We start from the raw sequence: 13,385 nt of genomic DNA on the forward strand, positions 1-13,385 counted from the left end.
TGAGGTGGGCTCCTTCACGGAGTCAACAAGAGTGGTACCGCGCTGGGTGAAGACCCGTCGTCTCTTATGTGGAGATGACGGGTCTTTTTGTCGTCTGTGGATAGTGCGCTGCAGCCACTGAACACAGCGACAAAAGTCGCCGCTCGGATGAATCGCACGCTGTAACGGTGAAATTTGCGCTTACAGCACATGAGACCATACAAATTCACAGCCCTCACAGGCATACCTTAGGAGGAAAAAACCATGGAAAACCATACAAATACTAATCGACGCATTCGCATTTTTGATACAACACTTCGTGATGGAGAGCAAGCGCCAGGCGCATCCCTCTACCCAGAAGAGAAGATTCGCATCGCGAGACAGCTTGCGCTGATGGGCATTGATACGATTGAGCCGGGCTTCCCCATCTCAAGCCCTGGCGATTTTCAAGCGGTGCAGCAGATTTCACGCGAGCTGCAAGGCGTTGAGATCTGCGGCTTCGCTCGCGCGGTCAAAGCCGACATCGATGCAGCGGTCAAAGCTACGCAGGATGCAGCATCCAGACGCATTCACATGTTCCTGTCCTCGTCGGACATCCACCTGGATTTCCAGCTGCGCAAATCGCGTCAGCAGGTAGTCGAGATGGCTCGCGCAATGGTCGGATATGCGAAGCAATTCGTCGATCGGATCGAGTTCTCCCCGATGGATGCGACGCGAACGGGGGATGAGTTCCTTTTCGAAGTGCTAGAAGCTGTGATCGCCGAGGGTGCAACGATTCTCAACATCCCAGACACAGTGGGCTATGCACTTCCTGAGGAATATGGTGCGATGTTCCGCAGAGTGCGGCAAAGTGTAAGAGGCGGCGATACGGTCGAATACAGCGCGCATTGTCATAACGATTTGGGCCTTGCCGTTGCCAACAGCATTGCGGCTATTGCTGCCGGAGTCACGCATGTGGAGGTAACGGTGAACGGCGTCGGCGAACGTGCCGGCAACTGTTCACTTGAGGAGCTTGTTATGGCGATTGAGACGCGGAAGCATTCGATGGGCGTGGAAACGGGGATCGTAACGAGCGAGATTTTTAACACTTCCAAAATGGTCTCCCGCATCATGGGCTTCCCGATTGCCTATAACAAACCGATTGTCGGCCGTAACGCTTTCCAACACGAAGCGGGTATCCATCAGGATGGGCTGCTGAAAAACCGCAATACGTACGAGATTATGGATCCAGAAAAGCTGGGTATTCCGCGCTCTATGATTATCCTTGGTAAGCACTCTGGGCGCCATGCGCTGAAGCATCGCGTGGGTCAGTTCGGTATCGAGCTTACAGGCGAGGAACTGGATTCACTTTATACACGCTTCAAAGAAAAAGCGGATGAGCAGAAAATGGTCACAGATGACCAACTGATGGAGCTAGTAGGAAGCACGGTCGATGGGCAAATGGAGCCGTTCACGCTGTCGCATATGCAAGTGATTTCGAGCAGTGACCGCAATCGCGTAGCTTCCGTATCTGTCAGAAATAATCAGACGGGCACAGAGAGCGTCTACTCCGGTACCGGCGAAGGCCCAATCGAGGCTATTGTGCATTGTCTGCAACAAGCGATCCCGATGGATGTGGAGTTCTCTGATCTGGAGCTGCACTCGTTGTCCACAGGGGAAAAAGCAACCGGTGAAGCCGAAGTGACGATTTCGGTTGGTGGTCAAACCTACAAGAATACGGGTATCGACCAGGATGTTCTTGTTGCGGTAGCTAAAGCGTTCATATCGGCTTGCAATCAAGCGATTCGGATGCAAAATAGCGTGACCTCCGAGACAACGGAGACCGTTATTCCAGCTTCTTAACGAATAGATTTCGTCGCATACATCCGAATTGTAAGAAAACTTAGATATATACACATCGTGTGAGCAAGGTTATACACATACCCTGTGTACAATGTGCATAACTCATAGAAAACGTGATCTATCAACCTTTTTAAAGAGGGAAGGAATGGGATAACTTTTTCACAAAAAAATGTGGGTAATGTGGATAACTTTGTGGTTAAAACATGAAAATGCTGATGGGGGGCGGAAAATGCCTCCCATTTTCTGTGGATAACGCTGTGTATAACAAAATGTGGTGCGAGAAAGTACAGTTGAAATTATCGGAACAATTCGTCATTATTTTTCTGTGTATAAGAGAGGTCGAAGAGGTGAGTTTGAACAGTTTCGGGGGAAGTTTTCAAGTGATTGTCGTGCAAACCTGCACCTCCTGTGGGTAACTTTGAACATTTTGTGAACTTGTCCACAGTTATGCCTGCTAACCGGCCCGACAACCCACCGTAAAAAACAAAAAGTCCACGTCAACTGACGTGAACTCCAGATTTAACCCTATTTTAAGCTAATAAAACTTCCCACTCTTCGTAACAAGCCGCAAGCGAGCTCTTGCGTTTATCAACTTCGGCTGTTTTCTCCTGCACAAGCATATAGTCGTTATACACCGCGGGATCGGCAAGCTCTGCCTCTAGTTCTGTAACTTCTTCTTCAAGTCGAGCAATATCCAGCTCAAGCTGTTCTAGCTTCCGCTGACGACTGCGTTCTTCACGTTTCGCCAACTTGTCCGCCTCGTAACTGCCACCACCAACAGGTTCGGCTTTCACCGCATTCGTAGAAGTGGAATTGCCAGCTGATTTCTTCTCCGCCTCTTTGGCTAGACGCTTCGCTTCCATTTCAGCAAGCTCGGCTTTTTTCTCCACATAGTCATCGTAGTTGCCAAGATAGCTCGTTAAGCCATCTTTTTGCAGATCGAGCATGCTCTCCGCCATTTTATTGAGGAAATACCGGTCATGAGAGATGAATAACAAGGTCCCCTCATAGTCCATCAACGCTGATTCCAGCACTTCTTTACTATATAAATCGAGATGATTGGTAGGCTCATCGAGAATTAATACGTTGGCTTTCTGAAGCATGAGTTTGGCGAGCGAGACGCGAGCTTTTTCTCCGCCGCTTAATGCAGCAATCTTCTTAAATACATCTTCGCCGCTAAAAAGAAAGCTGCCAAGCACCGTACGAATACGCGCTTCCTCCAGGTGAGGATACGTGTTCCACACTTCTTCCAACACGCTATTGGAAGGGTTCAAGCCTTTTTGCTCTTGATCGTAGTAACCGATCGTGACGCCAGCGCCCCATTTGAACGTACCGGCATCTTGCTTGTGCTGACCAATCAATGTTTTGAGCAGGGTGGATTTCCCGACCCCGTTAGGTCCAATTAGTGCAGCGGTTTCGGAACGGCGAAGCTGAAACGAGACACCGTCGAGGAGACGTTTTTTGCCATCGTAAGAAAGCGACAGTCGGTCTACTTGCAGAACTTCTTTCCCAGATGTTTGCTCAATTTCAAAAGAGAACGAGGCGCGCTTCAGATCGCCCATAGGCTTGTCCAAACGGTCCATTTTCTCTAGCTGCTTACGGCGAGACTGCGCTCTCTTGGTCGTCGAAGCACGCACGATATTACGCTGCACGAAATCCTCCAACTTCGAGATTTCTTCTTGCTGCTTTTCAAACTGTTTCAATTCAATTTCATAGTTCGCTTCTTTAATCTCAATAAAACGGGAATAATTACCCGTATACCGTTTGGAGGCATGGCGTTCAATTTCATAAATCGACGTCACCAACGCGTCAAGGAAATAACGGTCATGGGATACGACGAGGATAGCGCCAGGATAGCCGCGCAGATAGCCTTCAAGCCACGTTAATGTGGCGATGTCCAAATGGTTGGTAGGCTCATCGAGCATGAGCAGATCGGGTTCTTCCAGCAACATTTTAGCCAAGGCCAATCTCGTCTTCTGCCCTCCGCTGAGGGTGTTGACTAAGGTCTCTGGTGCAAACTGTCCAAAGCCCATCCCGTGCAAAATACCACGGATCTTGGCTTCAATTTCATAGCCGCCATGCTCACGAAACCATTCGGAGCGCAGCGCATACCGATTCATGGTCGTTTCATACTTTTTCTCATCGGAGATGAGGTCGGGGTCAGCCATCAAGGCTTCCAGCTCACGCAGCTCTCGTTCGGTCTCCAACAATGAACTGAATACGCTAAGCAGCTCATTCCATATGGATTTATCGGTGTTAAGTCCGCTGTTTTGCTTAAGATAGCCGATCTTGGTTTCTTTTGCTTTGAAAAGATCACCACTATCATACGACATCTCACCCGCAATGATTTGAAGAAGGGTGGACTTCCCAGCGCCGTTGACTCCTACGAGTCCGATGCGCTCCCTATTTTCGATTTGAAGCGTTATATTAGAGAGTACGGAGCGTACCCCATAGCTTTTGGAAATGTTAGAAACTTGTAATAGCATGTTGCTGCTACCTCCTGCGTTTTAGATACATATTAATGTAAGAACCTTTTTAAGTTGACCTTAGAATCCTGTTTCAATCCCATCAAATCATTAGTATACACGAAGAATGAAGGCAACGCCTGCTTAATTTAGACATGAATTATAGGCGATTCGGAGTGGTCTGCGGTACGAGTATAGTTTTTTACTTTATTTATGTTAAAATGGGGGAAACCACTCCTCGCTAGGAAGGGCTGTAGCTTATGATGAACATCCGAGAGCGGAAAATAGAATTACGTAAAGAAATGGAACTACGACGTGCTTCGATTGTTGCTGAGATACGTGATGAAAAGCAACAACAGATAAACCAAAGAATGGTGAAGCTATGCTCGGATAAGCTGTTTGAACAGGGGCAGTTACCCTCACATTCACAGCCTACGCTGATGAGCTATATGCCTTTTCGCTCAGAACCAGACGTTGCGCCATTAATGGAATGGTGTTGGCAGCAGGGAATTCGTGTGCTGATACCGAAGGTAGTGGCGGATACGAAGACGATGAACTTGCACATCATAAGTCGATATGAGGACCTCGAAAGCGGTGCTTATGGGATTAGAGAACCGCGTAATGATGTTCCGATAGAACATGATTTAGGCGCCGTTTCGATGATTGTTGTGCCTGGGCTGGCGTTTGATCTGGATTTCGGTCGCTTAGGGTATGGCGGAGGTTTCTATGATCGTTTCATGCAGCTATTCGCTGCGCGTGGATTGAAAAGACCTTTTGCCGTTGCAGCTGCTTTCGATAATCAATTGATTCCTGCTGTTCCTTCTTCTTGGCATGATTTCCGAGTAGATGGCATCGTAACCGAAAGTAAGATGGTGTTCAAAACAGAAACCTAATATAGAGGTGATTGTAGTGCCCGATTCTTCACCATTGACGCATTTTAATGAACAGGGAAGAGCGCGAATGGTCGACATATCGGATAAAGATGAGACAAAGCGCACAGCCACAGCTCGCTCTACCTTAGTCATGAAGTCAGAGACCCTTGATTTAATTGTGCAGGGTAAAATGAAAAAAGGCGACGTCCTCGCCGTGGCTCAAGTGGCTGGCATCATGGCCGCCAAGAAAACGTCGGACTGGATACCGATGTGCCATCCCATTGCCTTAACTGGGGTAGATATTCAGTTTTCGAATAATGGCAGCAATGAACTATACATAGAAGCAACTGTACGTACAACAGGTCCTACAGGGGTAGAAATGGAAGCCCTAACGGCAGTGTCTGCCGCGGCATTGACCGTGTACGACATGTGCAAAGCTGTAGAGAAAGAGATGATGATTAACTCGACCCTGCTTGTCATGAAAACTGGCGGCAAAAATGGGGATTTTCACAGGCAAGACATGAAAGCGTGATGGGACGAAGTTCCAGTGCTAACAGACTGATAATCGGATGAGGTTGTACTGGGATCAAGAACCAGTGCCAACTGACTGATAAGTCTGATGAGGTACTGCGAATCACGCAGGTTAGTGGGTTGATCTCATTCAGTGAACAAGGGAGAGGTGACGAAGGATGCACTGGAAAGTTGCGATTTTGACAGCCAGTGACCGCGGTTACCGAGGAGAACGAGAAGACACTAGCGCTCAGGTAATCCGCGAGCTGATTGAAGAGGAAATTCAAGGCGAGATCATCGAGTACCGGGTCGTTCCGGACGAGATGGACGAAATTATGGCTTCCTTAATAGAAATGACTGATTACTATCAAGCTGATTTGATTTTAACAACTGGCGGAACCGGGCTGGCTCCACGGGATGTCACACCAGAAGCAACGCTCAATGTCATTGATCGTGTTGCACCTGGCTTTGCAGAAGCGATGCGCATGATTTCGATGCAAAAAACGAAAAAAGCGATGCTTTCCAGAGCTGTTTCTGGGATTCGCGGACGTACGCTGATCATTAATTTGCCAGGCAGTCCGAAGGGCGTGCAAGAGAATTTGATGGCAATTATTGATCAATTGCCTCATGCGCTGGGTATTTTGACTGGTAAGGAAGGCGATCACGGGTGAAAGCTAGAGACACTTCTATGCTGCGTGAGGTGAAAGTGGAGGATGCGATTGGGATGATCCTGCCGCATGATCTTACGCAGATTTTGCCGGGTGAGTTCAAAGGCCGTCTCTTCCGTAAAGGGCATCAAGTGACGGAGGCGGATATTCCTGCCCTGCTGAGCATCGGCAAGGAACATATCTACGTGATGGAGCTGCAGCCTGGCTATCTCCATGAGGATGAGGCTGCCTTGCGCATGGCGCGGGCGATTGCGGGAACGGATGCAAGCGCGAGTGCGAGTGCGAGTACCAGTGCGAGTGCGGATCTTAAGCTGACCGATCCGCATGAGGGCAAAGTGAACGTGAAATCGGAGATTCACGGTTTGGTGAAGATCGATAAGGCGTTCGTTGACAGTGTGAACGCCATCGATGAGGTCGTGTTGTCGACGATTCGCAGCAACACGGTTGTGCAAGCAGGCGCTTCGCTGGTCGGTACGCGGGTAATCCCGCTGATCGTCGACGAAGCGAAGGTTGAGGAGGTCGAGCGGTTAGCCGCCGCTCGCCGTGCAGAGGGCTTCACCTTGCTTGAGGTGAAGCCGTTTCGGGCGCTGCGCGTCGGCGTGATCACGACGGGCAGCGAGGTCTTCAAGGGCCGAATCCAGGATAAATTCGGCCCGGTTGTGAAAGAGAAGGTCGCGCAGCTCGGCTCCCAGGTTGTGGACCAGCGCTTCGTGTCGGATGACAGCGAAGCGATTGTGGGTGAGATCCACGCGCTCGCCGCGCTAGGCGTGGATCTGGTGTTGGTCACGGGCGGCATGTCCGTGGACCCTGATGATCGCACGCCGGGTGCGATCAAGGCGGCCGGCGCCCGCGTGGTCAGCTACGGCACGCCGATGCTGCCGGGCTCGATGCTGATGATCGCCTATCTAGGCGATCTGCCGATCATGGGCCTGCCGGGTTGTGTAATGCACGATCCGTACACGTCTTTTGATGTGTTGCTGCCGCGCATCTGCGCTGGCGAAGAGATCGTGCGCAGTGACATCACGGAGATGGGCTACGGCGGATTTTATCAGTGTTAGAAGACGTGTCACTTTATTCCTTTATTGATTTACCGTATTCATAACGCATTACATGATGGAGATGAAGTTTATGCTTCAAAATATAGGATTTACCGAACTATTATTGATTGCGGTCGTTGCGCTTGTCATCTTCGGTCCACAAAAGCTGCCGGAGATCGGCAGAATGCTGGGTAAGACGTTAAGGGATTTCAAGCAAGCGACGAACGAACTGATGAGTGACGAGCCCAAAGCACCGTTAGCATCCAAAACACCTGTTGCACCTGACCCGGTTACCCCAGTCGAGGTTGCTAGCAGCGTAGTTATTACAAATGATGACGTTTCAGTGCCTTCGCTTACAAAGTCACCATCACAACATGATTTGATAGACGCAGTGGCCGATATAAAAGTAGAGGTCGAATCAACTAGCTCATCTAAGGTGAAGCCAGCTGCGACTTTCATTTCTAACAAGTTTTCTGAGGTTGTCCATGTAACTGGGACGGCTGTTGAAGTCGTAGCCACACCAGCAGTCAGCGATGTGTTGTCCTCCGCTCCTGCACAAGCCTCGGCCCCTACCCCGGCGCCAGCGCAGCAGTCAGGCAACTCAGGCAATACACGGCGGTTACCGGATTAGTTTTAGGCAGATGAACAGTGGTTCAGCCTTGCAGGTTGTATGCACTAGATTAGGTAGGTGAACTCGGTTGAAAAATGAAGAAATGTCGCTTGTAGAGCACCTTGGTGAGTTACGCAAGCGAATCATGTGGATATTAGTTGTTCTGGTCATAGGCATGGTGGGTGGGCTTGTGGCTGCTAAACCTGTCATTCGGTATCTGAAAAGTATTCCCCCTGCGAATGATATTAGTTGGAATGTATTCTCGCCTTGGGATGCCCTGCGTTTGTATATGAATTTTGGTTTAGCTGTCGGCCTTCTTATTACATTGCCTGTTATTCTGTATCATATATGGGCTTTTGTTAAGCCGGGCTTGCGGGAAACGGAGCAGAAAGCTTCACTTCTTTACGTGCCCTATGCATTTTTGCTCTTTTTACTGGGGATATCCTTCGGGTACTGGGTTGTTTTTCCGATGGCCTTTTATTTTACTTCGTCGATAAGCAAAAGCTTGGAGATTACAGAAATGTACGGCGCTGCGCAGTATTTTACCTTTATGTTTAACATCATTCTGCCGCTGGCTTGTGTGTTTGAGATGCCTATTGTGGTGATGTTCCTCACCAAGATTAAGCTGCTGAACCCGAAACGTCTGCATAAGTTTAGAAGATATGCTTACATGCTCATGGTCATTCTAGCGACCGTTATTACGCCTCCTGATGCCATTTCGGCGATATTAGTTGCGGTTCCGCTTATTATTTTATATGAATTCAGTGTGTTCATGTCGGGCTTCATTTATCGGAAGCAGCTTGCGAACGATGCTGCTTGGGAACGGGAGTTTGGTGCAAAATAAGGAAATAGTTAAACATAGTCTGCCTTCGTGGTGGGCTATTTTTTTTCATATATGGAGGGAATATTTGGTTATCATTTGGGTAGAATGAGGGGGGTGTCCACAAGAATGAAAAATGTGTAAAAGGACTTGCAAATTACTCCCAGAATGAGTATCATAAGAGGTGTTGTTAGCACTAAACACATTCGAGTGCTAATAACAAAGAAATATAACCAGACAATTTTCTAAAGGAGGCTATTTTTCCATGATCAGACCGTTAGGTGATCGAGTTATCATTGAAGCCGTTGCGAAAGAGGAGACTACAGCAAGTGGCATCGTGCTGCCAGATACAGCTAAAGAAAAACCACAAGAAGGTAAAGTTGTAGCCGTTGGCGCTGGCGCGTTGAAAGATGGCGTACGCGTTGCGCTTGAAGTAAGCGAAGGCGACCGCATCATTTTCTCCAAATACGCTGGAACTGAAGTGAAATACGAAGGCCGCGAACTGTTGATCTTGCGCGAAAGCGACATTCTCGCTGTATTAGCCTAAGTTAGAGCAGCATATAGATCGGGCTTTACGTTATTAAAGATTTTTATACTTAGTATACAGGTTTCTTAATTAGAGGAGGTTACCAATCGTGGCAAAAGATATTAAGTTCAGTGAAGACGCACGCCGCGCGATGCTTCGCGGGGTAGATGCTTTGGCAAATGCCGTTAAAGTAACACTAGGTCCAAAAGGCCGTAACGTAGTTCTTGAGAAAAAATTCGGTAGTCCGTTGATCACGAACGATGGTGTTACTATCGCGAAAGAAATCGAACTTGAAGATGCTTTCGAAAACATGGGAGCTCAACTTGTTAAAGAAGTTGCTACCAAAACGAACGATGTTGCCGGTGACGGTACAACAACTGCAACGGTTCTAGCACAAGCTATGATCCGTGAAGGTCTGAAAAACGTTACTGCAGGCGCTAACCCAATGGTTATCCGCAAAGGTATCGAGAAAGCTGTTAAAGCCGCTATTGAAGAGCTTCAAGCTATTGCTAAGCCGATCGAAGGCAAACAATCCATCGCACAAGTTGCGGCAATCTCTGCTGCTGACGATGAAGTAGGCGAATTGATCGCTGAAGCTATGGAAAAAGTAGGTAAAGACGGTGTTATCACAGTTGAAGAATCCAAAGGCTTCTTGACGGAGCTTGAAGTTGTAGAAGGTATGCAATTCGACCGTGGTTACACATCCCCATACATGATCACAGATACGGATAAAATGGAAGCAGTTCTAGACAACCCGTACATCTTGATCACAGACAAAAAAATCTCGAACATCCAAGAAATCTTGCCTGTTCTTGAAAAAGTGGTTCAATCCGGTAAACAACTTCTAATCATTGCTGAAGACGTTGATGGCGAAGCACAAGCAACACTTGTTGTGAACAGACTTCGTGGCACATTCACTTGCGTAGCTGTTAAAGCTCCTGGTTTCGGTGACCGTCGTAAAGCGATGTTGGGTGATATCGCTGCTCTAACAGGTGGCCAAGTGATTACAGAAGAGCTTGGATTGGATCTGAAATCCACAACTCCTGATCAATTGGGTAGTGCTCGTCAAATCCGTGTTACGAAAGAAAACACAATCATCGTTGATGGTGCTGGTAACCCGAAAGATATCGCAGCTCGCGTTACACAAATCCGTTCCCAATTGGAAGAAACAACTTCCGACTTCGATAAAGAAAAATTGCAAGAGCGTTTGGCTAAACTTTCTGGCGGCGTAGCTGTTATCAAAGTTGGCGCAGCGACTGAAACTGAATTGAAAGAGCGCAAACTTCGCATCGAAGATGCTTTGAACGCGACTCGTGCAGCAGTTGAAGAAGGTATCGTTTCTGGTGGTGGTACTGCCCTAGTTAACGTATACAACGCAGTAGCGAAAGTTGTAGCTTCCGGCGATGAGCAAACGGGTGTTAACATCATCCTTCGTTCCCTTGAAGAGCCAGTTCGCACAATCGCAGCTAACGCTGGTCAAGAAGGCTCCGTAATCGTTGAGCGCTTGAAAAACGAAAAAGTAGGCATCGGCTACAACGCAGCAACTGGACAATGGGTAAACATGTTCGAAGCTGGTATCGTTGACCCTGCGAAAGTAACGCGTTCCGCACTTCAAAACGCAGCTTCCGTAGCAGCTATGTTCTTGACAACTGAAGCGGTTATCGCTGATAAACCAGAAAAAGACAAACCAGGTATGCCTGATATGGGCGGCATGGGTGGTATGGGTGGCATGATGTAAGGCTTTTGAGCCTTCGCATCAGATGAATAGTTTAGGGCAATTCTAGGCTATTTTCGCCCAGTTGTGAGAAATGGTCACGTAAAAAACTATTTAATAAAGTATAGACTACTTCCTTAAAACAGGAGGTAGTCTTTTTATGTTATTAAAATTTGCTTTTCAGGTTTTTCTCGATGACAGACGTTTTAGAAACACAACAGGAAAGAACATTAGGAATTACCAAACCATGCTTGGAGGATTTGTAGAGTATTGTATTCAGAATGAGGTTGTAAGTGTCGACCCTAGTGTTTTCAGTTCAGTAAAGTTTACGGCTGCAAGTAGCAAGATCACCAAGCGAATTTCTAAACGATTAAGGCGGGCGTTATGGATAGCGGTACAATGTGGTTTACGAAGAGGGAAAATTGAGAGAATCAAGGCTTATTATGACAAGAAAAAGAAAGAGGGCAAGCCCTACAAGGTGGTCGTGATCGCTTGCGCCAACAAGCTTCTCCATCACGTTTATGCCATCCTCACCCGAGGCGAGCCCTATCGCACTTAATCAATAAATTCCATAAACTTTTACGCCAATGGAGGTTTATTTGTCATTTCCATAAACATTATAAGAAAAATAGTTTTGAGTACCAAGACAATGATCCTTGACAAACATTAGCTGGTTTTTGTTTAGGAATCCTTTTGTAATTCAATTCCTCGTTATATGATTGATACCTTTCCATCCACTGAACCTGCTGAAATACTCGTTTTCTTCCTGCAAATAGGCGAACTTAGAGAGGTTGGATACGTCTACATTACTTTTCCTCATTATTACAACACCATGATAATTAGATAATATCGATCAAAAATTGTTATTGTGCATCTAAACCATAAGTACTATAATACCGACTGGGGGAGATGAAAAAATTGTTGAATTATGTTAAGGAACATTATGCCTATATTACGACACCTTCTAAATATCAAGGTGTAGACTTACTTCGAGCTTTAGCTGTAATTATGGTTATACTGTATCATTTTGGTCTATACAATATCACGTATTATTTGCAAAAAATAGGTTGGGTTGGAGTTGATTTATTTTTTGTATTATCAGGATTTCTGATAGGCGGACTACTAATTAATGAGTACGAAAAAAACACTCGAATAAATTTTGTTGAATTTTACAAGAGACGACTTTTTCGTATTTATCCAGTTTACATGTTTGCCACAATAGCAAGTATAATTGGACATTTATTTATTGTTAAATCAACAAAATTCAATTTTGTTACTTTCATTAATCAACTTTTCGTAGACGCTTTTTTTCTACAGAGTTACATCAGATATGATAACTCACTTATAGGTGAAGGAACATGGTCATTGGTGATTGAGGAATTCTTTTATCTTTTTGCACCATTATTTATTATTTTAGTTATGTGGTTATCAAAGAAGAATTTAAAAGTGTTATTAATTTCGCTATCGCTCGTTTTCGCAAGTGGAATATTCTCACGCCTATTTCTAAATCGTAATGTTGCCCCTACTGATGATAACTGGCATTTTGCACATTCTATATTGCCGCAAGCAAGATATGATGAATTAGCTATGGGAATCATAATTGCGGTAATCGTGAAGCTGGGCATATTGCAAAAGTTTTGGTCCAAATTATACATTATCGGAGGAATACTTCTGGTAATGTTATATGCTTATCTATATAAACATCCCGTGATATTTGATAAACCCTTTATGATGACACATCAGACTTATTATATATATACAATTTTGTCATTTTCGTTTGGTTGTATCTTATTATCAGTTTTCAGGTTAAAGGTAGGATCTAAGCTGGTAAATCTCATCGCAAAAATTTCATACTGTGCATACCTTGTTCAGTTCTTACCAGGTTTGTTCATTCCCAAAACATTTTTTAACCTTGATCAAGGATTACGTTTCTTATTTATTTTATTTTTGGCATATTTAGTATCATTGCTTATTGAATATCCTTTCTTGCGCTTATACAAATCTAAACCAATAATTAAAGAGAAATTAGAGTCTAATACTATAGTTGTTACAACATAAAATCTTTACCTCCAAATAAATATTCGAAGAATTTGCCTACTAATATTTCAAGTGATGTCACGATTTTTGTGTGTCGTATATCAAAGAGAACAAGACTTTTTAGACACAGGGTAAAAAATGTATTTAGAGTAAGTGGGTTTGATCGCAATCATGAAGTATATCCAATGTCCTGATAAAATAATCAAAGGCTTCACCAATTAAAGGATGAGGGCTTTTTTGTTTACGTTCGCATATAATGTTTTTGAGGTGATTTATGCTGCGAGATATCGAGTGCAAGGTTTTAA

11 protein-coding genes, 1 pseudogene and 1 other annotated feature (1 of these 13 running past the window's edge) are annotated in these 13,385 nt (G+C 45.7%); of the genes and pseudogenes, 11 read left to right on the plus strand and 1 reads right to left on the minus strand.

Annotation, left to right across the window (positions count from 1 at the left end; translation table 11 throughout):
- Window positions 1–68, plus strand: a binding site (T-box leader); it begins 197 nt to the left of the window's first position.
- 175 nt (window positions 69–243) lie between these two features.
- Window positions 244–1,821 carry a 2-isopropylmalate synthase gene (locus tag J2736_RS16690; RefSeq protein ID WP_310499733.1) on the plus strand — a complete coding sequence of 526 codons (1,578 nt, stop codon included), beginning with the start codon at window positions 244–246 and terminating at the stop codon, window positions 1,819–1,821.
- Window positions 1,822–2,351: 530 nt separating this feature from the next.
- Here J2736_RS16690 and J2736_RS16695 read toward each other — a convergent pair.
- Complete coding sequence (locus J2736_RS16695; RefSeq protein ID WP_310499734.1) at window positions 2,352–4,307, minus strand: ABC transporter ATP-binding protein; 1,956 nt, start codon at window positions 4,305–4,307, stop codon at window positions 2,352–2,354.
- 242 nt (window positions 4,308–4,549) lie between these two features.
- Here J2736_RS16695 and J2736_RS16700 point away from each other — a divergent pair, with 242 nt between their 5' ends.
- From J2736_RS16700 to J2736_RS16745, 10 genes and pseudogenes are all read left to right on the plus strand, one after another.
- On the plus strand, window positions 4,550–5,179 hold the full coding sequence (locus J2736_RS16700) for a 5-formyltetrahydrofolate cyclo-ligase (RefSeq protein WP_310499859.1): 630 nt from the start codon (window positions 4,550–4,552) through the stop codon (window positions 5,177–5,179).
- Between the two features lie 16 nt (window positions 5,180–5,195).
- Window positions 5,196–5,690, plus strand: a complete 495-nt coding sequence (gene moaC / locus J2736_RS16705) for a cyclic pyranopterin monophosphate synthase MoaC (RefSeq protein WP_310499735.1) — start codon at window positions 5,196–5,198, stop codon at window positions 5,688–5,690.
- A gap of 157 nt (window positions 5,691–5,847) precedes the next feature.
- Window positions 5,848–6,339 (plus strand): MogA/MoaB family molybdenum cofactor biosynthesis protein, encoded by a 492-nt coding sequence (locus J2736_RS16710; RefSeq protein WP_056608535.1) that lies wholly within the window; start codon window positions 5,848–5,850, stop codon window positions 6,337–6,339.
- A 17-nt stretch (window positions 6,340–6,356) separates the two neighbouring features.
- Window positions 6,357–7,394, plus strand: coding sequence for a molybdopterin-binding protein (locus J2736_RS16715; protein WP_310499736.1), 1,038 nt, complete (start codon window positions 6,357–6,359; stop codon window positions 7,392–7,394).
- A gap of 70 nt (window positions 7,395–7,464) precedes the next feature.
- Complete coding sequence (gene tatA / locus J2736_RS16720; protein WP_310499737.1) at window positions 7,465–8,004, plus strand: twin-arginine translocase TatA/TatE family subunit; 540 nt, start codon at window positions 7,465–7,467, stop codon at window positions 8,002–8,004.
- Between the two features lie 82 nt (window positions 8,005–8,086).
- On the plus strand, window positions 8,087–8,827 hold the full coding sequence (tatC, locus tag J2736_RS16725) for a twin-arginine translocase subunit TatC (protein ID WP_397340941.1): 741 nt from the start codon (window positions 8,087–8,089) through the stop codon (window positions 8,825–8,827).
- Window positions 8,828–9,068: 241 nt separating this feature from the next.
- Window positions 9,069–9,350 (plus strand): co-chaperone GroES, encoded by a 282-nt coding sequence (groES, locus tag J2736_RS16730; RefSeq protein ID WP_310499739.1) that lies wholly within the window; start codon window positions 9,069–9,071, stop codon window positions 9,348–9,350.
- 88 nt (window positions 9,351–9,438) lie between these two features.
- Window positions 9,439–11,067: a chaperonin GroEL gene (gene groL / locus J2736_RS16735; protein ID WP_310499740.1), complete on the plus strand. Its 1,629-nt coding sequence runs from the start codon at window positions 9,439–9,441 to the stop codon at window positions 11,065–11,067.
- Window positions 11,068–11,338: 271 nt separating this feature from the next.
- A pseudogene (locus tag J2736_RS16740) lies at window positions 11,339–11,602 on the plus strand (transposase); the annotation flags it as partial.
- Between the two features lie 359 nt (window positions 11,603–11,961).
- Window positions 11,962–13,101: an acyltransferase family protein gene (locus J2736_RS16745; RefSeq protein ID WP_310499742.1), complete on the plus strand. Its 1,140-nt coding sequence runs from the start codon at window positions 11,962–11,964 to the stop codon at window positions 13,099–13,101.
- Window positions 13,102–13,385: the final 284 nt, after the last annotated feature.

It is taken from the genome of Paenibacillus qinlingensis (genome assembly GCF_031455095.1).
Lineage (GTDB): Bacteria > Bacillota > Bacilli > Paenibacillales > NBRC-103111 > Paenibacillus_E > Paenibacillus_E qinlingensis_A.